Origin of the sequence: Salinibacter sp. (assembly GCF_042218895.1) — a bacterium.
Lineage (GTDB): Bacteria > Bacteroidota > Rhodothermia > Rhodothermales > Salinibacteraceae > Salinibacter.
The window spans coordinates 1-23208 of sequence record NZ_JBDGQQ010000101.1; the positions used below are offsets into that span (position 1 = coordinate 1).

General features: G+C 60.2%; 13 protein-coding genes. 10 read left to right on the forward strand and 3 right to left on the reverse strand.

What is annotated here, in order from left to right; translation table 11 throughout:
* Positions 1-190 precede the first annotated feature (190 nt).
* Complete coding sequence (locus ABEL04_RS09315) at positions 191-1288, forward strand: peptidylprolyl isomerase (RefSeq protein WP_375802117.1); 1098 nt, start codon at positions 191-193, stop codon at positions 1286-1288.
* 98 nt (positions 1289-1386) lie between these two features.
* On the forward strand, positions 1387-2955 hold the full coding sequence (locus ABEL04_RS09320; RefSeq protein WP_375802118.1) for an arylsulfatase: 1569 nt from the start codon (positions 1387-1389) through the stop codon (positions 2953-2955).
* Positions 2956-3292: 337 nt separating this feature from the next.
* On the opposite strand, the gene ABEL04_RS09325 is transcribed toward ABEL04_RS09320, so the two are convergent.
* The gene (locus ABEL04_RS09325; protein ID WP_375802119.1) at positions 3293-3595 is read right to left on the reverse strand and encodes a hypothetical protein; all 303 of its coding nucleotides are present in this window, start codon (positions 3593-3595) and stop codon (positions 3293-3295) included.
* Positions 3596-4112: 517 nt separating this feature from the next.
* Here ABEL04_RS09325 and ABEL04_RS09330 point away from each other — a divergent pair.
* The 8 genes from ABEL04_RS09330 (at position 4113) to ABEL04_RS09365 (ending at position 19833) form a co-directional block, all read left to right on the forward strand.
* Positions 4113-7385, forward strand: coding sequence for a SusC/RagA family TonB-linked outer membrane protein (locus ABEL04_RS09330; RefSeq protein ID WP_375802120.1), 3273 nt, complete (start codon positions 4113-4115; stop codon positions 7383-7385).
* A gap of 116 nt (positions 7386-7501) precedes the next feature.
* The gene (locus tag ABEL04_RS09335; protein WP_375802121.1) at positions 7502-9142 is read left to right on the forward strand and encodes a hypothetical protein; all 1641 of its coding nucleotides are present in this window, start codon (positions 7502-7504) and stop codon (positions 9140-9142) included.
* Positions 9143-9292: 150 nt separating this feature from the next.
* Positions 9293-11104, forward strand: coding sequence for a fasciclin domain-containing protein (locus ABEL04_RS09340; protein WP_375802122.1), 1812 nt, complete (start codon positions 9293-9295; stop codon positions 11102-11104).
* A 181-nt stretch (positions 11105-11285) separates the two neighbouring features.
* Positions 11286-13790, forward strand: a complete 2505-nt coding sequence (locus tag ABEL04_RS09345) for a T9SS type A sorting domain-containing protein (protein WP_375802123.1) — start codon at positions 11286-11288, stop codon at positions 13788-13790.
* A 173-nt stretch (positions 13791-13963) separates the two neighbouring features.
* Entirely contained in the window at positions 13964-15547 is a 1584-nt protein-coding gene (locus ABEL04_RS09350; RefSeq protein WP_375802124.1) for a sulfatase, read from the forward strand.
* A gap of 410 nt (positions 15548-15957) precedes the next feature.
* Positions 15958-17373 (forward strand): APC family permease, encoded by a 1416-nt coding sequence (locus tag ABEL04_RS09355; RefSeq protein WP_375802125.1) that lies wholly within the window; start codon positions 15958-15960, stop codon positions 17371-17373.
* Between the two features lie 14 nt (positions 17374-17387).
* Positions 17388-18773, forward strand: coding sequence for a sulfatase (locus tag ABEL04_RS09360; protein ID WP_375802126.1), 1386 nt, complete (start codon positions 17388-17390; stop codon positions 18771-18773).
* 94 nt (positions 18774-18867) lie between these two features.
* Positions 18868-19833 (forward strand): formylglycine-generating enzyme family protein, encoded by a 966-nt coding sequence (locus ABEL04_RS09365; protein WP_375802127.1) that lies wholly within the window; start codon positions 18868-18870, stop codon positions 19831-19833.
* A 155-nt stretch (positions 19834-19988) separates the two neighbouring features.
* Here the strand turns inward: ABEL04_RS09365 and ABEL04_RS09370 are convergent, their stop codons facing one another.
* Both ABEL04_RS09370 and ABEL04_RS09375 read right to left on the reverse strand, forming a co-directional pair.
* Positions 19989-21719, reverse strand: coding sequence for a T9SS type A sorting domain-containing protein (locus tag ABEL04_RS09370; protein ID WP_375802128.1), 1731 nt, complete (start codon positions 21717-21719; stop codon positions 19989-19991).
* A 311-nt stretch (positions 21720-22030) separates the two neighbouring features.
* Positions 22031-22474: a hypothetical protein gene (locus tag ABEL04_RS09375; RefSeq protein WP_375802129.1), complete on the reverse strand. Its 444-nt coding sequence runs from the start codon at positions 22472-22474 to the stop codon at positions 22031-22033.
* Positions 22475-23208 lie beyond the last annotated feature (734 nt).

Consider the following 23208-nt stretch of genomic DNA (forward strand, 5'->3'; position numbering starts at 1 on the left):
GCGTGCGTCTCAGCGAGCACTACGACCGCTTTGCGGAAGCGGAAGAGGAGCGCGTAATTGCGAAGTAGCCAGGCCGGGAACGACCTAGACGGAGTTCTCAATTGGCGTGGAGGAGCGTCGGAAGCGACAGGCCTCTTGCCGAAGCGCGAGCATTCATCGTTCGCGTTCGAATCGACAACCCTTTCACCCCATGAACGATACGACGAGCAGTTCGATGCATGGCGGGGTCCGGGCCCCGATCTGGGGACTGCTGATCTTGATAGCGGTAGTGGGATGTGGAGGAGAGAGCGGGGGCGACGATGCGCAGTCGCAGGCCGCCTTCGCCTTCGACGTAGGCCCGCCCCTGTCCGACACGTCGCACGCGATCATCGTTCGGTCCAAATATGGCGTCGACACGCTTCGAACGGCGGTCTACCGCCGCAAGCTGCGGGCGCTCCGCCAACAGCAATCGCAACAGGTGAAGTCCCAGTCCCAGGCCGCTTCCGCAGCGGGCACTGCCTCCCACCGCCGCATGCTCGAGCAGTTTGTGACCCGTCATGTAATGGTTGAGGCGGCGAAGGCGAACGACGTTGAGGTCGACAGCGCGCGTCTGGACCGGAAGATGGAGAGACTTCGGAACCGATACGAAAGCGAGGCGGCCCTGCGCGCAGCCCTCAGAGAGCGTGGCCTCACGGTCGACTCAGTGCGCGAACAGCAGGCAAACACGCTTCGAATCCAGAAGCTTGGCGAACGGTGGGCCGGCCAGGTCGACATGCCCTCCGAATCAGACATCGAGGAATTTCGGCGCGATCCCCAAAACCAAAAGGTCCGGGTTCGTCACATCGCGTTTCAAGTTGACAAGGATGCGCCGCCCGACACGATCGATTCAGTTCGGGCCCGTGCCCGTGCTGTGGTTGACAGCGTTCAGAACGGGGCCTCCTTTGCGGAGATGGCTCGGCGTCATAGCGATGCCCCGACCGCTCCGATGGGCGGGATGAAGCAAGCGGCCACCCCGAAGCAAATGGACGATCGCTTTGCCGACGCAATCCTGGCGCTCCAAGATACCAATCGGCTGACGGAGGATCCTGTCCGTACGGAAACCGGATTCCACCTCTTCAAGCTCATCAGCCGGGCAACCCCGACCCGGGGACAGGCAAAGTGGACACTACTTTCCAAGCGTCGCCAGCAGGCCGTGCAGGAGAAACAGCGGGCGCTCTTGGGGCAGGCCACGGTGCGCATCAACCCTGACGTCGTACAAGTGAGCCTCTCGGGCAAGAACCAGCGGACTCGCCCGGGTGAGCGGGACTAACCCTGAATCCCCGCTCGCCGAGAACGAAGTCAGACAGGCGTATGCGGTGCGGCGATGCCTTCTCTCTCGTCGGATGCAGCAGATACTGCAATAAAAAAATGACCGCAGATTTGAACGTCGGACGCCGTCTAGGTGCGGTCCTCTGCGTGCTCGCAGCAGGAATCTTCCTGAGCCCCTCCCCCGAAGACGCTCAGCCGTCGGGGGCGGTAGACGGGAACCAGACGGGAGAGCGCCCCCCCAATATCGTGCTTATTCTTGCCGACGATCTCGGGCGTGGGGACGTTCGCGCCTACAACGCCGACTCGAAAATCCCGACGCCGCACATGGATCGTCTGGCTGCGGACGGCATGCGGTTTACGAACGCCCACTCGTCAGCATCGGTGTGCACGCCCACGCGCTACGGATTGCTCACCGGACGCTACTCCTGGCGCACGCGCCTGAAACAGGGGGTCCTGTGGCCCCCAGCCAAGCCTCTCATCGGCCCGGATCGGGAAACGCTCGCCACTGTGCTTCAGGGGGCTGGCTACCGGACCGCGGCAGTAGGGAAATGGCATCTAGGGCTTGGCTGGAGGATGCAATCGGACGACAAAATCAACTTCGATCGGCCGATCCGCGACGGCCCCAACGACCACGGGTTCGACCGGTCGTTCATCCTGCCGGGATCTTCGGACATGTCGCCGTACGTCTTCGTCGAAGATGGAAAGGCTGTGGCCCCGCCCACCCGACAAGTGTCCGACACGCTGTTTGGGCAGGCCGGACCGGCCCTCCCCGACCTGCAACCGAAAGACATTCTCCCCCGCCTCACTCGTGAGGCGGTCGAGACAATCCGCGGCCATGCACGCAAGCGGGCGAATTCTCCACTGTTCCTGTACTTCCCGCTCACGGCTCCGCACAAACCGGTGGCCCCGGCCGACCCGTACCGCGGCCGAACGACGCTGGGAGCATACGGGGACTTCGTCTATCAGGTGGACGCGGTCGTCGGAACGGTCGTCCGGGCACTGAAAGAGCAAGGCATGTTCCAAAACACTCTGCTGATTGTCACCTCCGACAACGGCACCTCCCCCAACGCCGCCGAGGACGCCCTCGAAAAGGGACACGATCCGAATGGTCCTTTCCGAGGACTGAAAGCCACCATCTGGGAGGGGGGACACCGGATTCCCCTGATCGCCACATGGCCCGGTCACATTCCCGCCGGCACCCGGAACCATGAGCAGATTAGCCTGAACGACCTGATGGCTACGTTTGCGGCCCTAACCGGTCAGACGCTTGCGCCGTCCGCCGGCGTGGACAGTCGCAACATCCTTCCCACCCTGCTGGGGGAACCAACGGATCGCCCCGATGGTCACGCCATTGTCGCTCGGTCCGGGGGGGGATGCCTCGCAATCCTGAGGGACACGATGAAACTGGCGAATTGCCCCGGTTCGGGGAGCAGCTGGGCCGGCTCTCCCACCACGGGCGAGGCCCGAGAGCGGGGGCTGCCGCCCGTCCAGCTCTACAATCTGAAAAGAGACACCGCTGAGACGAACAACGTGCAGGGGCGATATCCCGAGAAGAAGCGGCAACTGCGTCAGCTTCTCAAGCGGTACATTGAGCGAGGCCGCAGCACCCCGGGCCCAAACCAGAGCAACTGGAAGGGCAAGACACGTTGGGAGCAGTTGGGCTGGTAGGGAACATCAACGAACGTCCCTTTGCCTAAATCCTCGATCTGAGGCGGTGCTTCCCCTCGGCACCCTCCCTCCGGATGCACGCAAACAGACACACGATCCCTCCGATCAGCAATGAGAACCGGACGCCCTTGATGAAACGTGCTGTGCTCCGGTCCCGCCCCGATGCTGTGTAAGACCGAACGCAGCCCCGCTCAGAAGGAGCGCGTGGGCGCCTTCTCACCGAGAACCGAAGGAACATGCGTGTGGGTCCTCGGGCCCTTGGGCCGGCGAGGCCCAGAGTCATGCGGGGATGGCCCGTTTCCGGCCATCCCCAGCTTAGCAACGCGGAAAAAGCATGCTACCGCCTCTTCGGGGTAAACTGCGACTTGAGCACCCGCTCGACTTTCGAGCTGTTTCCGGTGTGCACGAGCATGATGTTTCCCCGTTGGTAGTAGAATGGCGGGGATCCAGCACTTGGGCTCTTGCGGCTGATTGTCATCGCGGCAGAATTCGAGCTCGCGAATTCGAGGACCCGAATGTTGTCTCCCACACCGGTGCTGAGAACGAGTCCCTCCCGCGCGTATCTGGGCGAGAGCTGTCGTCCCGGGGTCACGGTTAGCCCCTCCTTGCGAAGCAATTTGATCACCTCGTTGATATCCATCGTCTGGGAAGAACTTCCAGACTGTCCGGACCCCGCACAGGCCGCGAGGCCGAAAACGAGAAGGGGAAGGGTAGCCGCGAGAGCCGTACGGCGAAGCGCGCGTAGCGAGCAGACGGAAGAGAGTGCGGTGATATTGTGTCGCATAAGTAGGTACGTCGTATGCAGAGAACGCGTCGATGTAGAGGCAGGAGCGGAGATCATCCGCCCAATAAGGAACCGTATCTGAGAGACATTGTCCAGCGTCTCCTATGCTGCTCAGTTCGCCAGTTTCGGTTGATTCCTCTGCTGCACGATTCGACCTCCAAATTCACCTCGTTCTTAATTTTGAAGGAATGTTTCTGTGAGCCGTCGGCAATCAAGGTAACACCATCTTCATCTTGGCGGCACCTGAGAACTTTGACAAAGGAAATTCCGAGTTCTAGATTGGTCTCACGTGATTTGAACCGGTTTAGAAAACGACCGGCTGGTTCACCGTTCAGCGCCTCCCTTTGCTAAGTAACTCTACCACGTCATGCACATGAGTAGATGGATACAAGTGAGTAAATGGGCGCAGGCATTCGCTGGTCTTGCCGCCGTGCTTTTTCTCATGCCCGCCACGGCGCTTGGCCAGCAGGCCACGCTCACAGGTACCGTTACCGATTCCACCGACGGGAAGCCACTCCCTGGGGCGAACGTCAGCGTGCCTACGCTCGGACCATCGGTAGGGACCGTTACCACACCGGAAGGAGAATACACCCTCACGATTCCCGCGCGCCGGGTGCGGGGGCAGACCGTCACGGTTCGGGTCCGGTTTGTAGGATTTAAGACTGCCACCAAGCAGGTCGAACTGACCTCGGGAGTGACTGAGGTTGACTTCACGTTGGCCCGGGACATACTTCAAACGGACGAGTTGGTGGTCACCGGATTTGGGCAACAGACAAGAATGAAGCAGGCTCCGTTCTCCGTGAATACCCTGTCGGAGGAGGAGATCACCTCCGTTCCAAGTTCGGTGAATCCGGCCGAGGCCATCCAGGGACGCGTTCCTGGAGCGAAAGTTATTCAGGGAGCCGGCACGCCCGGTGAGAATGCGTCCATCATCCTGCGAGGCATCACCAGTATCGAGGGGGGGAACCAGCCTCTGTACGTGGTCGACGGGGCCATCATGCGGGGCCTTCAGGATCTTGAGGCACTCGACGTCAAGAGCATCGAGGTCATCAAGGGGTCAGCGGCTGCGTCCATCTACGGATCCCGTGCGAGTGGCGGCGTAATCCGCATCACCACAAAGGACGGAGGTTCGAATGCCCTCGGAGAAACCCGAGTCAAGTTTCGCTCTTTGATCGGGTTCAACCAACTGAACGCACCGCCGCAGGTGGGCCGGAATCATACACGCCAGATCGCACGGACCTCCTTCGTCGACCCGAACGGGCGGAAAGTTCAGGTGGGCGACTTTGTGACTGACTGCACGGGACAGCCCGGTCTCTGTAAAGGGACGTACAACAGCGCCAACACCGACTTTCAGCGGTTTAGCCCGAAGGGCAGTAACGAAACCAATTTCGTGCTGTTCGACGACAATCCGTACCCGGTGTTTAATAACCACATCGATGCGGTCTTCGATCTGGGCACCTTCCGGCGAAATTTCACGTCGGTCAGTCAGCGAACTCAGGGAACGAACTTCCGCATCTCGTTCGGAGAGGTGAAAGAGCAGGGTCCTGTTAAGGGGGCGCGCGGCTACCAGCGTTACAACGGTCGGTTCAACCTCGACCACGATCTCACTGATGGCCTTACCTTCACCCTGCGGTCGTACTTTTCTCAGTCGAATCGTGACGACGTAACCCAGATGCGGGGGAGCTCTTCCCTCTGGCCGGCAGTATATTTCAACAGCCCAGCAGTAAGCCTCACACAGAAGAACGAAAACGGGAAATACGTCGCGAATCCCGATTCAACGAACCGGTACGAGAACCCGCTGTACCTCGTAAACAATCAGACATGGAATGATCGCCGCACTCGTGTTACGGGAACGGCCCGGCTCGATTACCAGGCGCTCCCCTGGTTGAGCTTCCGTGGGCAGTTTAGCTTTCGGTCCTTCAACAGCGATTTTCGGCAATTCGTCGATAAGGGATTCAATGCATCCCAGTCGGATGACCCGATCACCGAAGGCCAAATCTCTCGGGACGTAGATCGGAGACGTTACTGGCAGGCTCAGCTTCGGAGCACCATTTCCTACCGGTTCCTCGGTGGCCTCAACACTCGTACTCAGTTTCGCGTGCGTGCCGACCGGCGAATCACCTCCTCACTTAGCGCCAATGCTGGTGGGCTCATCACGCAAGGAGTAACCGACTTTGGAAACGTCAGGGATGACGCCCAGGAAGAGGACATCACGGCGGGTAACTATCGGACTGACACCCGAGGCATTTACGGGTTTGCCCAAACCAGCCTCGACTGGAAAGGGCGATACATCGTGAACGCGCTCATACGGCGGGATGGAACGTCCCGGTTCGGAGCAGAGGAGCGTTGGAACTACTACTATCGCCTCAGCGGGGCATACCGTCCTTCTCAAGAGCCGTGGTGGCCCCTCAGCCAGTCGGTCAACGAGTTGAAATTTCGGTACTCTTACGGTACCGGGGGGGGACAACCTGGCTTCAATGACAAGTTTGAGACCTACAACGTCGCGGGAGGGCGCATTAATAAGTTCCAGCTAGGCAACGAAAACCTGAATCCCTCCTACCAGGTTGAGCAATCGCTCGGTTTGAATTTCACGATCTTCAACCGCGTCAGTGGGGAGTTTACGTACGCCACCAGCCGGGTTGAAAACCAGATTCTGAACGTTCCTCTGCCCGGATTCGTCGGGTACAATCAGCAGACGAGGAATGCCGGTACAGTCGAGTCGTACAGCCTCGAAGGACGGCTCGACGCGACGATCCTCAAGAGGGACAACTTGACACTGACCCTCGGGGGTACGATCACCCACACCCGATCGCGAATCACGGAGTTCAACCGTCCTGGGTACCGGACTGGTCAGGACGGTCGAACCCTCTACGAAGAGGGAATGCTCTTCGGAAAAATTCTGGGCAACAAGTACATCCGGGACAAGTCCAATCTTCCGAAGAAGTGGCAGCCGTTCAGTGACCAGTTCGCGGTGAACGACGAGGGCTTCGTTGTCGCCGTTGGCAAAGGGAACAGCTGGAAGGACGGCATCAGGAAGGAGCTCTGGGGATCCATGGTTGACATCAATGGTGACGGAAAAAACGACTTTAACTGGGGCTATCCCGTGAAGGCCAAGCCTCCGGAGGGCCGGAGCGCCTCCGTCATCGCAAACACGAACCCCGACTTCTTCTACGGCTTTAACGCCAACCTCGACTGGAGAAACTTCACCGTGAGAACCCTCTGGGGAGGCCAGTACGGGGGAGATATCTACAACTTCAACCGTCACTGGGCCGGAAACAATCACAAACAGGCAGACCAGAGAGGTAAGTCTGTCGAAACGAAGAAGCCGGTCGGGTACCAAAACGCGTTCGATGCGTGGAATAACCGTTACGTTGAAGACGGAACCTACTTGAAGCTGCGCGAACTCGCGGTCAACTACACCTTCGATAGCCAGTTCTTAGAGCAAACGTTCGGGTCGAGCTATGGGATCGACGATGTCACCATTGGGATCACCGGAAAGGACCTCCTGACCTTCACGGGCTACTCCGGCTGGGATCCGGAGGTTGGAAGTGGTCGTGGAAGTGGTATTACAAACAAAGTCCGAATCGACTACTTCCGATACCCGAACTATCGGAGCTTCCAGGCAAACCTCGAGATCAACTTCTAAGTTGGAGCCGAAGAGAGTTCAGAGAATCCAATCGCCCCGCAAGCGTGGCAGGCCCCCCGGTCTGTCACGGCCGGGAGCGTGCACAGAACTTTGTACTGGACACAGTTGCCTATACCATGAATCTCCCCAATCGATACATACGATACATTTCGCTCGTCCTCCTCGTAGCAGTGAGCCTCGGCGCCACTGGCTGCAGCGATTTTCTGAGCGTAAAGAACAACCCGAATAATCCTGACCGTCAGGATGCTCTTTCCAATCCCGGCGACGTTGAGTCCCTGATCGGGGGGGCCTTCTTTGCGGCGTGGCGTGGATGGATGCACCGTAATCCGGCTACCGGTACCGCCATGGGCTCTAGCATGCTCCGCTCCCCATACTCATACGGCTGCTGTCGCTGGGTCGACATGGGACAAGAGCCCCGCACTGAGTTCAAGAACCGGGCCAGTGGCGGGTATCCATTCAACACGAACGCCTGGAACGACAACTATTCCGCGCTATCGTCGGTCCGCGACGGTCTCCGGGCAATCGACGATGGACTGGACATCGGTACTGAGGCCCGCACGAAGAGGGCCCTGGCCTTCGGAAAGTTTGTCCAGGGATGGGCCACCATGCACATTGCGGTCGTCTTTGATCGAGGATTCGTGATTACTGAACATACAGACCTCCAGTCGGGCACGCCTGAACTCCGGAGCTACAAGACGCTCCGCGACTCCGCCCTGAAGTTCTACAATCGGGCCATCGAGATTGCACAGGATACCAGGTTCACGTTGCCGTCCAACTGGGTCAAGGGAAATGCATTCAACAACCAGGAATTTGTCCGTCTCGTCCGCTCAATGAAGGTGCGCGCATGGACGATGACCCCCCGAAGCATGGAGGAGCGCAGGGACGTGAGCAATGGCGGAATCGTCGATTGGAGCAAGGTCGCTGAGCTTGCCCGAACGGGCCTTCAGGAAGACCTCGTTATTGCGGGCGACGGCATCGGGTTTAATTCGTGGGGCATGTGGTCCCTCCGCCAGCCTTTCCAGGGCAAGTCGCCTTGGGGGCGCGTGAGCTACTATCATCTTGGCCCGGCCGATAATAGTGGGGAATTTGACGAATGGCTGGCCATCCGGCCCGAGAAGAAAAACCCTGATTTCTTCGAAATCGAAACGCAGGACAAGCGCATTGTCGGTGAGCCCGGTGAGGGCCGCTGGCGATCGCAAGGGAAATACTTCGACTACACTGGGTACGGCTTTGGCTCGCCCTACGCGATGATCCGGTATACGACTCCCCCTCGCGACGTTCGGGACGACAGCTATGGGGATTTCTCAGGATCGAACCAGGCAGGTCCTCTCGTCGTCATGGACCATTCCGAGATGGACCTGATGCAGGCTGAAGCACTGCTCCGGACGCAGGCGTCTGGTGCTAAGCAGCAGGTTGCGAAGCTAATCAACAACTCCCGGGTCGACGTGGGAGAGCTTCCGCCCGCGACGTCCGCAAATCCGGTCGGGTCTCCGGACGACCGCCACGGCAACGGGCGTCCGAGCCAGGGGTACAACCAGGTGAGCCTCTGGTCGATGCTCAAGTATGAGTTCTATCTCGAGACGATGTTCTCGGTGGGAACCATCAAGTGGTCCCATGCACGGGGCTGGAAGGACCTCGTGAAGGGAACGCCCATCCACTTCCCGATTCCGGCGAGTGAGCTTTCGGCTCTCGAGAAAGAGCTTTACACCTTTGGCGGCGGTGGCCCCGGATCTGCTCCCGCCGGGTGGGATCGATAGTATTCGGCTCTTTCTGTTGGGCAGGCTGCACAGCGGGTCCCCTCAGGCCCGTTGTGCAGTCGTTTCAGGTCTTCGGAGGCTTCTTTTCCGGACCGAAAGCCCGCCAGCGTTCCCCCTCCTTTAGGCTATTCACCCAAAACCCCCTTCACTATGTACTCGACACTGCGCTACGGACTCCGGACCCTTTCCCTAGGCGTCTGCGCCATCGGGATGGTGTTTGTCCTTTCCTCCTGTGATACTACCGAAGATTTCGACCCGAATGTCTCCTCCGATAACCGAACCATCGCGGACCGCATTCTGAACCAGTCTGACCGATGGGGACTCGGGGATTTCTCCGCGGCCGTCGACACGTCAAACCTTGAGGGAAGACTCGATGGGGAAGGTCCATTTACGGTGTTTGCTCCGGATGGTCTGGATACCATTGAGGATGCTGAGCTAGAGGCGCTCCTCCAAGGCAACAGTGCGCTTCTGAGCGAGGTTCTCCAGCTTCATGTCGTGGAGGGACAGGGACTTAAGGCTTCCGAGCTGGAGGATGGACAAACCCTTTCCACGCTCGACGGGACTGAGCTTACGGTTGAGAGGCCCAATGACACGACCATTACGGTCAACGAGGTGCCCCTTGTAACCCGGTCCATTCAGTCCAGCAATGGGGTTCTCCACACCATCGATCGCGTGCTCCTTTCGAACCAGCCGCTGAGCACGCGTATCCAGTTGTCCGGAGGACTTTCTACTCTTGAGGCGGCCCTGGGCGCTTCGGGCCTCAGCGGCGGCCTCCCCGACGGTGTTACCCTCTTCGCGCCAGTCGACGATGCATTCGGATCGGTGGAGACGGAGACGCTCCTTAACGACACCGAGCTGCTGAACGGGGTTCTTCGTCATCACGTGGTGGACCAGACCATCACGAGGGAGGACCTGACGGACGGAGCCACTTTCACTGCGCTCGACGGTTCCCAACTCAGCGTGGAAGTCGAGCAGGTCTTCCGCCGGGATCAGGGAGTGGTTGTGGATACCTTAACCCTAACGCGTGTGAACGGGCAGGTCGTTCGTACCCCGGATCAGCTTTCGAGCAACGGACGTCTGCACACAATCGGTGGGGCACTGCTCGGAAGCCAACCTATTCCTCAGCGGGTCCGCCTTGCTCCGTTCCTCCAAACGGTTGAGGAGGGGCTCTCGGCAACAGGCCTGGATGATGCTCTCTCCGGACAAGGTCCGTTTACGGTAATCGCCCCGTCAGCACGTGGATTTGCGGCGCTTCCCCCGAGGGTCGGCTCCGCGCTCCTGGAGGAAGAAAACCGCCCCCTCCTCGAAAAAATCCTCCGCAATCACGTCATTCCGAATCAGGAGATTCGGGCGTCTGATCTGCTTGATCGGGACGGACAGGAGATCCAGACTCTTCTGGGGGAGACTGTCAAGGTCTCCGTGAACGTTTCATCGGACCAGGACACCACGGTCTCCGTCGGTGGTTTTGAAATCGCCCGGTCCAACCTTCGAGCCAGCAACGGGGTTCTTCACACGATTAATGGTGGTGTTCTCACGCCGTCGGCCCTCGATGTCGTGCAGGTAGGCGTTGTCAATGGACTCACCCGACTGGGCGCGGCGACTGCCGCTGTGGGCATCCGGGACGACCTTCAGGACGAGAATTCCACCTACACCATTCTTGGACCTATCGACCAGGCCTTCCAGACCTACCTCGACAATCAGGGCGTTGGCTCCTTCGACCAGCTCTCGGAGAGCCAGAAGGACGAGCTCCGAAGTATTCTGAGATATCACGTGATCCCGCGTGAGGTTAAGCTCAACACGATTCGGGACGGTCAGACCGAAAAGACACTGGAAGGCTCCAAGGTTACATTTACCGTTGGGAACGAGGTAAAGGTAAACGGTGTGACCATCCAGACCGCCGACATCGAAGGTACGAATGGACTGGTCCACGAGATTGGGGAGATTCTCCAGCCCCCGGAATAGAGCCAGTTTTCCCGGCTTCGATTGACTTTAACTCTACGCAACGGGGGCCTGCGGGTCGTTTTCGCAGGCTCCCTCGTGTGCGGGAAACAGGAACAGTTTCTCAGAAAAATTTGCATTTTCTAGAAAGTTTCCTTTGAAACAGCAGTACCCCCCATCCATGGTGTCGACACTGCTACGCAAAATGTCTTCTACTCTTCTCGGGACCATTGGGGTGCTCCTTCTGGCGGTTGGTGCTCTCATGCTCTGCCCCGCAGCGGCCGGGCAGAGTAGCATCGACGGATCTGATGCCTCCGCCAACTCAAACTCACAGGCAACCAGCACCCTCACTGCGTCCACGGTGCGAGCCACCGCCGTTACCCTTAACTGGGAAGCCTTCGACGACTCCGAATCCAGCCTTGCGGGGTACAACATATACCGTCGGAAGGAGGGGCAGCGGTATCCTCTTCAGCCGAGTGGCTTCACGGGTGTTCGCGACGAGGAAGGGGGGACCCGGTACGTGGCCGATCGGCTCGAGCCTGGTACGACATACTTCTTCAAGGTTTTGGGGCGGAACGAGAACCTCGAAGAGGTGGGAAGCGCGCGGGAGGTTACCGTCACCACGTCGGAGGAGAAGGAGGGCACCTATCGGTATATGACCCTCAAAGTTGCCGTGGTGATATACAAGAACGCAAATCACCGGAACGGAGGGGATCATCAGACGCCCGACCGGCTTGTTGAGGACTACAAGCTTTATCTCAACAAGGCCAGAGACTTTATCTGGCGGAACACGAACATGAAGCTTAACATCGACTTCACCTATTACCCGATCGAAGAGTACGTGGAGATGGACAACAGAGCCTTCCAGTCGGTCAACACCACTGGTCGGCATCTGCAGGAGATGTTTGGCGTCATGAACACACAGTACGACTTCGTTTTCCGTTTGACTCCGTCGGTAGGGGGGTACTATTCGCTAGGGGCTACCAACCGCATCGGTGAGGCGATGAGCGGGCCTGACCGCCGCACGGGGTTCGCGCAGCTCCAACTCCCGCTTCCCGAATCTGGTTATGGCTCAGACCCCTATGAGTACGGGGATCAGGTCAGCAAACGGGTCAATAACCTGATCTGGCTTTTTATTCACGAAGGACAGCATGTTTTGGACGGCATATATCGATACAACGCACATCCTGAGTTCGGGCACGGTGATCGCCCTCAGCAATACAACGCGTCGGTGTACTCCCAAGTCCCCGAGAGTCTCCGATTCGGAAAGCGATACGACTTTCAGTCTGCCCTCTTCCGGACGTTTGATCCGGAGGACTTTAGCACGTACCTGGATCTGGACAGGCGTTGGGGGGTCGTGCGTGAAGTAAGAGACGCAGATGGCGATGGCCTTCCGGATAAAAACTCTCGTGTTCCGGTTAGTGAGAAGACCTTTGGGTCGGACACCACCAGCGCGGATACCGACGGAGATGGGCTTTCCGACAAGGCGGAGGCCACAGACGGCATTTATCCTTACAGTGCTTCCAACCCGAACGACTCCGACACGGACAGCGACAATACCCCGGATGGTGACGACCGCTATCCGCGGTACAATGTGTCCCAAAGTGTTATGAAGGCCGGAGGATTTCGGCCCACCATCGATGGGGACGTTTCGGAATGGCCCGAGAAGGCGTCCATCAGCCAGGGCGTCTTTCACAAGACTGAAGCTGTATCCAGCTTTGACCCTACAGTGTACAGCACGTACGCCCGGGACTCGCTTTACATTGCTCTCGAGCTACCGCGCTCGGCCGTGCCGATGATGCGCTTTGACTTTGACGCCGACGGGCGATGGTACGGCATCGGAAACACCGAGATTGTTGCGGACGTGGTCGACGAGGGCCTTGAACGCATCCGTACCTACGACGCCAGTATCGATGGTCGTTCGATCAGCGACAACGGGGTATGGGACACAAATTCGGAGTATCAGCAAGAGTTTGGCCGGGTGTACACTCTGAACAGCACTCAGGGGGCCCGTATCCGGTTCGATGTCCAGCGCCGGGACGAGAAGGTTGCTATCGAAATGGCCTTTCCCGAAACGAGGCGTGGTGAGGTCGACCCCAGGCTCAATAACGACATTGTTTTTGACACTGGGGACAAGATCGGTTTTCGACTCGACTACAGTGCCATTGGGGGCAGCAAGAAGACCTTGACCCGCGCTCTGGAGAAAACCCTTTCCTCGGGAATGGGGGGAGCCTTCGCACTGAGCGACAATCATCGTTCGGGTCCAAAATACCACACCCCTGCTTCTGCGACTCCCAAAAACCAGGCAGGGACGGTTCGGGCCGACAATGCTCGCAAGGCAGAAACCTTCGACAAATGGAGCTACGTCTACTTCACCCTTGGTGACAAGAAGATCGAAGAAGGAGGAGGAAGCGCCGAGGAAACCGCCATCAACAGCGTCTACCCGAATCCCTTCACGGGTACTGAGGGAACGGTGACCATCAACTACAGTGTTGCACAGCGAGGGAACGTCGAGATTGCGGTGTATGACATGCTGGGGCGACGCGTGAAGACCCTCAAGAACGAAGAGACGCGGCCGGGCTCGTCCTTGCAAGTCCGGTGGGATGGCACTCGTGCTGGGGGAGAGCCGGTCGCCAGTGGCCTTTACTTCGTGCGGATGGAGACACCGAGTGGCACCACCCACACCAGCCGAATGATTATCACGAGATGACCGAAGGAACTGGTTCTGACGCGTGACACTGCGGTGCCCCCAACTTTTTTCTGTAGGAAAAGGCACCGTGCACACCAGCCCCACACGGTCGCGCGACGCCTCGAGCACGTAAGCAAAAGTATCGCCGCGATCACGCGCCCCCCATCCCCTACCAAACTCCCCCGAAGCACTCTGTGAGCAACGACTCCCCCCACCCCACGTCCACCGACACCTCTCATTCAGCGACCGAAAGCGACGAGGCCTCTCCGGACAAGTCCTCTCGTTCGGCCGGCACCATGGACCGGCGTGAGGCCGTGAAGGCGATGGGTGCGGCGGGGCTGGCGACCTTCGCTCCCCACGTTTCCTCCGCCGAGGACCGGTCCGGCGGTCGCCCGTCGCCCCCCGAGCAGCCGAACATCCTCTTTATCCTCACCGACGACCACACGGTCCGGGGCCTCAGCTGTTACGGCAGCCGGCTCATGGAAACGCCGGGGCTGGACCGCATTGCCGAGGAGGGCATGCGGTTCGATAACGCATTCGTGACCAATTCGCTCTGTGCGCCGAGCCGGGCTTCGATGCTGACCGGCAAGTACAGCCACGAGCACGGGGTCACCGAGAATATTTTCGGGGATAAGGAGCCGTTCGACAACTCGCAGATGACGTTCCCCAAGCGGCTCCAGGAGGCAGGGTACACCAACCTCCAGGTCGGCAAATGGCATCTCGAAAACGACCCCACCGGCTTTGACTACTGGAAGCGGCTCCCGAACCAGGGACGGTACTACGACCCCGTGTTTCTGGAGAAGCCTGAGGACGGCGGCGAGCCGAATCGGACGCAGGAGTCCGGGTACGTCACGGACATCATTACCCAGGAGACGATCGACCTGATCGAAGAGCACCGCGGGGACGACGGCCCCTTCTGCATGTTCAGCTGGCACAAGGCCACCCACCGGGGATGGAAACCCGCCGAGCGGCACGAGGACCTCTTTACCGACGCCCCGTTCCCGCCCCCACCGACCTTCAACGATGATTACTTCAGTCGAGCGAGTCCCGCAACCCACGCGGAGATGAGCATCGCCAACATGCCGGACTGGTCCGACGAGCAGCCCGAGGGCCTGTCCGACACCGAGCGGAAGCACTGGAACTACCAGCGCTACATGAAGGAGTACCAGCGCACGGTGAAGGCCTTCGACGAAGGGATCGCCCGGATCCTGGACTATCTCGATGAGGTCGGCCTGGCCGAAAACACGCTCGTGGTCTATGCCACGGACAATGGCATGTTTATCGGGGAGCACGGCTACTATGACAAGCGCTTCATGTACGAGGAGTCGATCCGGATTCCACTCCTAATGCGGTACCCTCCCATGATTGAGCCGGGGACTGTGGAAGATCGGATCGTGCGCAACATCGACTTCGCGCCGACCTTCATGGACGTAGCAGGCGTAGAGATTCCCGAGGGTGTTCAGGGCCGAAGCCTGCGCCCACTTATGGAGGGGCGGGAGCAGGCTGGCTGGGATGAGCCGCTCTACTACCACTACTACGAGTACCCCGGGCCCCACAAAGTGCGGCCCCACTATGGCGTACGGACGGACCGTCACAAGCTCATCTACTACTACACGGTGGAGGAGTGGGAGCTCTTTGACCTGAAGAAGGACCCCCACGAGCTGCAGAACGTCTACGACGCTCCCGGCTACGCAGACGTAGTCAAGGACCTGAAGCAAGAGCTTCGTGCACTGCGGGCCCGGTACGACGACACGACCGGACCGGACGTGCCGACGTAGATTGACTCGAGAGCATCAGTTCTTCGGCTCAACGTAGTCCAGATTTCTGCTGTGAGTCTCTATCTTTCAGTACGTCCCCGATGTGTCCTCCTCACCACCCTTCTCTGCTGGGCTGCCAGTCTTTTTCCGGCGATCATCCGAGAAATTCCCACTCTTGAGGGAAGCGACCGGAGGATCCGACGTGCAATTCACCACATGCATGCACTTTACGACCGGGCCGGCCTGGCGCTTCCAGAGGTTCGGTCATCCAGTGACGCTGAGGAATCGGAATAGGAGTCAGGCTGATGCTGCGGAGGCGCGGCACTAGCCCGCGGCGGCCCGCTGGCCGCTCAAACGCTGGCCGCTCAACATGTCTCTGACTTCGCCCTTGCCGGGCGGTCCCACGCTCTTGAACACCGATTGACGCGCCCATGGCTGCCGACCCTGAATCGACCACCGACGCAGATGAGTCCTCGAGCTATGTTCGAAGCCTCAGCCTGTTCGACGGCGTGATGGTCGTGGCCGGCGGCATTATCGGATCCGGGATTTTTCGGGGACCCGATGTCGTGGCCCAGCGCGTCGACACGCCTGGGCTCATCATGGCGGCCTGGGCCATTGGGGGGGCAATTGCCCTTGTCGGAGCCCTCTGCTTCGCGGAGCTGGGCGCGCGCCGCCCAGAGGCAGGGGGTGGGTACGTATACCTTCGGGAGGCCTTCAGCCCGCTCTTCGGGTTCTTATACGGGTGGAAGGTGGCCTTCATTACGGCGACGGGGGCCATTGCCGCCCTCGCCATCACGTTTGCGGACTACGCGAGAGACATCTTCGAGCTTGGTGAACCTTGGACGCTCCCCATCGCGGTCGCGTCTATCGTATTTCTCTCTGGGGTCAACTACTTCGGCATTCGCTTCGGCAGTCTTACCCAGAACATTTTTACGGTGCTAAAACTTGGAGCGCTAGCCGGACTCGTGGGGGCGGGGCTCTGGTTTGGAACGGGCGAGATGACGTCACCGGAGACCGCTGCGCAGTCTGTTTGGGCGACGAAAGGCTCGTGGGGCATCGGGGCCGCCCTCGGGGCCGCCCTGACGCCTGTCCTGTTTGCCCATGGGGGGTGGCAGCACGCCAACCACATTGCCGCCGAGATTAAAAACCCCAACCGAAACCTTCCTCTCTCGCTGCTTATCGGGGTGGGCGTCGTCGTCGGCTCGTACCTTTTGGCCAACTACGCATACCTGTATGCTCTGGGCGTCGACGGGCTGGCAGCTAGCGATGCCCCAGCCACCGACGCGATGGAGGCCCTGCTGGGGAATACGGGGGGCACTCTCATCGGCATCGGCGTCATGATCTCGGTTTTCGGAATCCTCAATCTCATCATCATGGCGGCGCCCCGTGTGCTGCAGGCCATCGCCGAGGACGACCTCTTCTTTCACGCCTTTGCACGGCTCCACCCCGAGTACCGCACCCCGACCTGGGCGATCCTCTTCCAGGCGGGGTGGGCCATCGTACTAGCCATGACGGGGACCTTCTCGCAGCTCCTGAACTACGTTGTGTTCGGGGACTGGATTCTGTTCGCCCTAATCGTCGGCACGCTCTTCGTCTACCGCCACCGGGACCGGGCAACCGACGGGGAGCCGGACACCTTTCGCATGGTGGGGTATCCGCTCCTGCCCATTCTCTTTATTCTGGCGTCAACGTTCGTCGTGGTGAGTACCATCAGTAGTATGGAGCCCCGAAACGCTCTGATTGGCGTTGGCATCCTGCTGCTGGGGGTGGCCGTGTTTTACGGGTTCCGGTCCTGGCGCCGCCAGACGAGTTCTGAGAGACCTGCGCCTGTGGACGAGTCTCCATAGCACTGAGCCGCGCCATGCAACGCCGTCAATTTCTCCAAACCCTCCTGGGGCTGGCCGGAACAGGAGTCGCCGGCGTCCGCCCCGGACGTGGCTCTGGCCCCGACCGCCTCAATGTTGTTCTGATCCTGGTCGATGACCTCGGCTGGCGGGACCTCGGCTGCTACGGCAGCGACGCGTACGACACTCCGAACCTTGACCGCCTCGCGGATCAGGGCACCCGGTTCACAAACGCTTACGCCGCCGCTCCCAACTGCTCTCCATCCCGGGCGAGTCTCCTCACCGGCCAGGCCCCAGCCCGCCTGCACCTCACCACTTACCTGCCGGGCCGCGACGTGCCGCACGCCCCTCTCCGCCCCCCCGACATGCGAGACCATCTGCCCCACGAGGTACGCACGGTCGCCGAACGCCTCGGAGCCCGTGGCTACGCCACTGCTAGCATCGGCAAATGGCACCTCGGGGGGCCCGGCTCACTGCCCACCGACCATGGCTTCGACGTTGGGTTCGGCGGGTCTGGCCGGGGGCACCAGCAAGGCATGTTTGCGCCGTACGGGGTGCCGGATGTCGAGGCCCGCCCCGGCGAGTACCTCACCGATCGCCTAAACCGCCGGGCGCGCCGCTTCATCGAGACCCACCGGAACCAGCCATTCTTCCTGTACCTGCCCCACTACGCGGTCCACCGGCCCCACGAGGGAAAGGAGGCCCTCGTCCAGAAGTATCGGGACCGATTGGGGCCGGGTCACGAGGAACGGGCTGCCTACGCTGCCATGATCGAAAGCATTGACCGGAGCACAGGTCGAATCGTCGACACGCTCCGCCGGCACGACATTTTCGAAAACACCCTGCTCCTGTTTACTTCCGAAAACGGCCCGACGGACGTCAGTCCGCCTCGACCACTCCGCGCCGGAAAGGGGACAATCTATGAGGGGGGCATCCGGGTGCCCTGTATTGCTGCCGGCGCAGGAGTAGCCCGCCAGACGGTCGACACCCCGATCATTGGGCACGACCTCGCTGCGACGATTCTTGCCGCCGCTGGGGCACAGCCCCAAGGCCTAGACGGTGCGAACCTTCGCTCCCTGCTCGGTGGGGCGGCCATGGACCGACCCCGCACTCTTCACTGGCACTTTCCACACTACTCCTGGCGGGACCAGCGGCCGGCAGGGGCGATCCGGCACGGTCGATACAAGCTTATCGACTACTACCACTGCGACGAGCGAGAGCTTTACGACCTGAAAACGGACCCGGGCGAACGACACAATCTTGCCGCCAGGCAGACGGAGCGGACTGACCGGCTCCAGCGCCGCCTTGCTCATTGGCGCGAGCAAGTCGGGGCCCAGATGCCAACTCCGAACCCACAGCACGATCCCGAAAAGAGCAGTGTCCCCGCCTGCGGCGCCCAGTAGCATGCCCACCGGTAGTGCTGTAGCACCGGGGCACACAAGTCTCTGATGGTTGTACCCACCCTGAGGATATCCTTGGCAAATCACCACGTCATTCATGTCCGAATCGTCCTGCTGCACCGCTAGCCGTGACCGCAACTCCGCCACCGACGCGGCTCCGTCCCAGCCGGCCCTAGCGCCCGCCCATGCCCCAGCCCCGGAGACCTCCACCGACGGCATGGTGCGTCTGGAGGGCGGGACGTTCCTGATGGGGACCGACTCTGACGAAGGATTTCCGGCCGACGGGGAGGGGCCGGTCCGCGAGGTGCAGATGGACCCGTTCTACATCGACGCCACCGCTGTGACGAACCGAGAGTTCCGCGCGTTCGTCGAGAGCACCGGCTACGAGACTGAGGCCGAGCGGTACGGTTGGTCCTTCGTCTTCCAAAACTTCCTCCCGGACCGGGTCTCGAAGCGCGCCCGACGGTCCCAGCCCGCCCCGTGGTGGTGTGCCGTCGATGAGGCCTGCTGGCAATGGCCCTTCGGACGCGGCTCGCACGTGGGCACCCGCCTGGACCATCCGGTCGTCCACATCAGCTGGAACGATGCCGTGGCCTACTGCGAGTGGGCCGGGAAACGTTTGCCCACGGAGGCGGAGTGGGAGTATGCCGCCCGCGGCGGCCTGACGCAGAACACCTTTCCGTGGGGTGATGAGCTGATGCCCGACGGGGAGCACCGGTGCAACATCTGGCAGGGAGAGTTCCCTGAACACAACACTGCCGCCGACGGCTTCCGCTACACCGCGCCGGTCGAGACCTTTTCGCCCAACGGGTACGGCCTCTACCAGATGGCTGGCAACGCGTGGGAGTGGTGCCAGGACTGGTTCAGTCCCGACTACCACGTCGACGGGCCGCGCGACAACCCAACCGGCCCGCCCGACGGAGAGGCGAAGGTGATTCGGGGAGGCTCGTACCTCTGTCACCGGTCCTACTGCAACCGGTACCGCGTGGCGGCGCGGACGGCGAACACGCCCGACAGCTCTACCGGAAATCTGGGATTCCGGTGCGTGTGCGATGTCGCGTAGGGGGGAGCTGCAACAGGACCCCAGATCAGTCTCGTGTGTCCCGGACCCACGTTCCTGAATCGACCGGGGAACGCAGCCAGGTTGGGTCCGGGACCTCCCTCGAGATCGAAGAGGCACGAGAATCATCCCATCCTACAGGAGGCACAGGAGCGGCTTTACTCAACAACCATCATCTCCCGGGTTCGCGTAAACGTGTTGCCCCGCACCCGAAGAACATACATTCCGCTGCTCCATCGACTTACGTCAATCTGGATCGACTCAGGAGCCCGGGTGCCCAGTCGCCGCTGGTCGACGTAGAGCCGCTCGCCGGTCACACTGTACACCTCGATGGTGACGGGCTGCGCCTCGCGGGCAGTCAAGTCAAAGACGGCCGTTTCCCGAGCCGGGTTGGGATAGGGGCCCAAGACGTACGTCTTCCCGTCGAAGTCGATCTCGACTCTTCGCTTCTCGTTCCCAAAAATAGTGTGGCCCATGTCGTCTACCGCCACCACGCGGTACCGATACGTGCCGGGTGTTTGCCGGCGAAGTGAATGTTTCGTCGACGTCGTCGACGCTGTCTCTACGAAGGTGCCGCCGAGGCCCACTTGACGCTCGATCCGGTAGGAAAAATCCTCTGTTCCGCGGGGCACGTTCCAGTCGAGCAACACGGTCGCCCGGCCCTGCTGATCTCTCGATGCTGTCCGGACTTCCACGTCCCGTGGCTCAAAGGTCTGCGAGATCGCCCGGGTCGTCGTGCCCGTTGAGCCGTCTGCGCGCACCCACCGCACCCGGAAGGTGAAGGTGCCAAGCCCCAGGCTATCAACAGTTACCGGAGGGCCTTCAACCCGCTTGATCGGTGTGAATGCTCCGTCGAAATACTTGCGCTCGATGATATACTCCTGTACTCTCGCGTCGTCCTTCACCTCCCAGGAAAGAGATACACTCCCGTACTCCGAGTCCGGCTGCTCCGCAAACTGAAGTCCGTATACATCTTTGAAGTGCTGTAGGCACCCTGGGCCCAGCGGCCAGCCGAGGTCGCGGAGCTGTCCGCATACGATCGGGCCTGGCAGCCGGATCGTTTCGGCGGTCCCGAGATAGGGGGTCATCAGGCCATTTTGGCCGCTGGCAGGATACACCGCCTCGTCGAGGTGCGACACACTCGATCCGGGCCTGTAGGGCGAGGGCGCATAGATCTTGGGGAACCCTGGACCAGGGTTCTGCTCGGCCACCGTGGCGGACACCGGACCTCCGAACACGACCTCGTCGCTCGTCATCGCATTGGCAAGATCGCTGGAGGGATTCGGAAACACCGACTCGTCGACCAGCGATGCCTGCGTTCCGTCCTGCCTCTGCTGGACGAGAAACGTGGTGTAGACGTTCGGTGTCCGTTTCTCATCGATTTGGTCATGGTTGATCCCGTACGCACCCACCCCGTCGGATACCCCTTGGATGGCGAAATACCCGAGGCCGTGCGCGATTTCGTGGACTACAACCGTCGTGAAGTCGACTGTGCCAGGCGGTGCATTGCCCTTCCCAAAGTGCCAATCGTCCCGACCCTTGTTCATCGACACGAAGAAGTCTGGCCCCGCCCGGCCTTGTTGATTCTCGCCGGTGAGTGCGTCGGCCAAAGCGTCGAAGACGACCATTTCGGGCTCACCGTCCCGGTCTCTATCCAGCGGGTACGCGGAAATCGGAGTCGTTCCCCCAAGCACTCCACGTCCCAGGAACTGGTAGTTGGTCCCGATTCGGATGGTTACGTCGGATCGGATATGAGTCTCCCAGATTTCAACGGCGCGATCAAAGGCGCGCTTCGCCTTGGGCGGGAAGCCCGAGTAGTTTACCGTAATCCTGGCGGTGGAGGAATCTGCGACCGACCCCTCTGGTCGAATGCTCTTGCGGATGTCCATGTCGGTCTTTCGAAGGCCACAGTCCTGCCAATCAGAAAGGACTGCGCGGACAGGAACTGGCGAATTCCCGATTTGCGTGTCCTTGATCTGACCCCGTGCGGGGGAAAAGAAACCGCCTCCCACCAAGAGCACGATCAGTCCTACCACCGGTCCGACCATCGGACGTCGCTTGGGTTGGAGCCCACCACAGATTTCAGTGGTGCAGATCAAAGTGTGAAAGGGAAAAAGACCGGTGCCCATCTGTCCAAGATGCTTTGCGTGGAAAAGAAGTCCGCGAGCGAGGCTACGACCGGAGATGATTCCGGGGAGGTCTACGATGAGGACTCACAATCTGCCGCGGCACGCGGGTCTTCATCCAGGGGCTCCGCGGTGACGGTCGAGGTCTCGCCGTCGTCAGCGTCGAGAAACTCTATGGTGAGCGTATTTCCGGATTTCTCAAGTCTAATTTCCTCCCGGTCATTTTCTTGCTCATCTCTAGGAATGACCTCCAATGTGTCGCCGTTGACTTCTTCTACGTCGTATGCTTCGACGACACACCCGAAAGCCACTCTCGTAATCTTCTCAAACTTACTCTTTGTAGCGGAATAGTAGGGACCAGAGTCATCGTTGTCAGGACCCGGCCCGTCAACCTGGCTGGTTTCCCGCCAGTTCCCAACCCAGTCGGGGGCATCGCCGCTCCCGGAGAGATCACAGGAGGCAGAGAAGAGGCCAAGAAGAATGAGAACAGAAACGACGAGATATCGGATGTATGGCATGGTGCATTCGCGAACGTGCAATGGCCGTTTTGGGTTGGGTTCACTCCGTCGCATGGATGACAACTACACCCTAGAGATGAAAAGAGAAAGACCGCAGATGTTCTGACTCACAAAACCTTGGTGGCATTCGGGACCGGGCGGTGCGCAGTGAAGGAGCACGGTGAACGTGTGATCTCGCCCGGCACGTCCTGAGCCTCAGCGCGATGCATGATGGATGAATCTACTCGAGTACACTTTGGAATGCATACGTGGAAGCTACACCAAGAACAAAGAAATTTGTCGTATGCTCCAACATATTGCCCTCGACGAAGTAGCCGCAAAAACCGTTCATTTGCAAAAGGGTATTCAGGCCGATATCCACTCCCCAAGAGTCATCTTGCTTCGGGGAGCAGTACCTTCGGACACCGGAAAGAGCCAGGAGAAAGTGGAGCGCGCTCGGGGAAGACAGGTTTGTTGAGGACTCCTGGCTTTTGTATCATCACAGCGCTCATTTATTCTCGAAACAACGTTCCGCATCGCTGCCGCTGACCTCCTCTACCCTGCGCTGGCGAAACCTGTCCGCCAACGGATGCGGCCTCCCAGATGGCCGGCAGCGCGTGGGCGTGCGGACGGCGAACGCACCCGACCATTCCACCGGAACCGCGGGATTCTGAGGCGTGCACGATGTCGCGCAACACTCCCCTTCTCTGCCCTCCCAACAGCTGCATCAGGATGAACGGCACGGATGTTGGCTC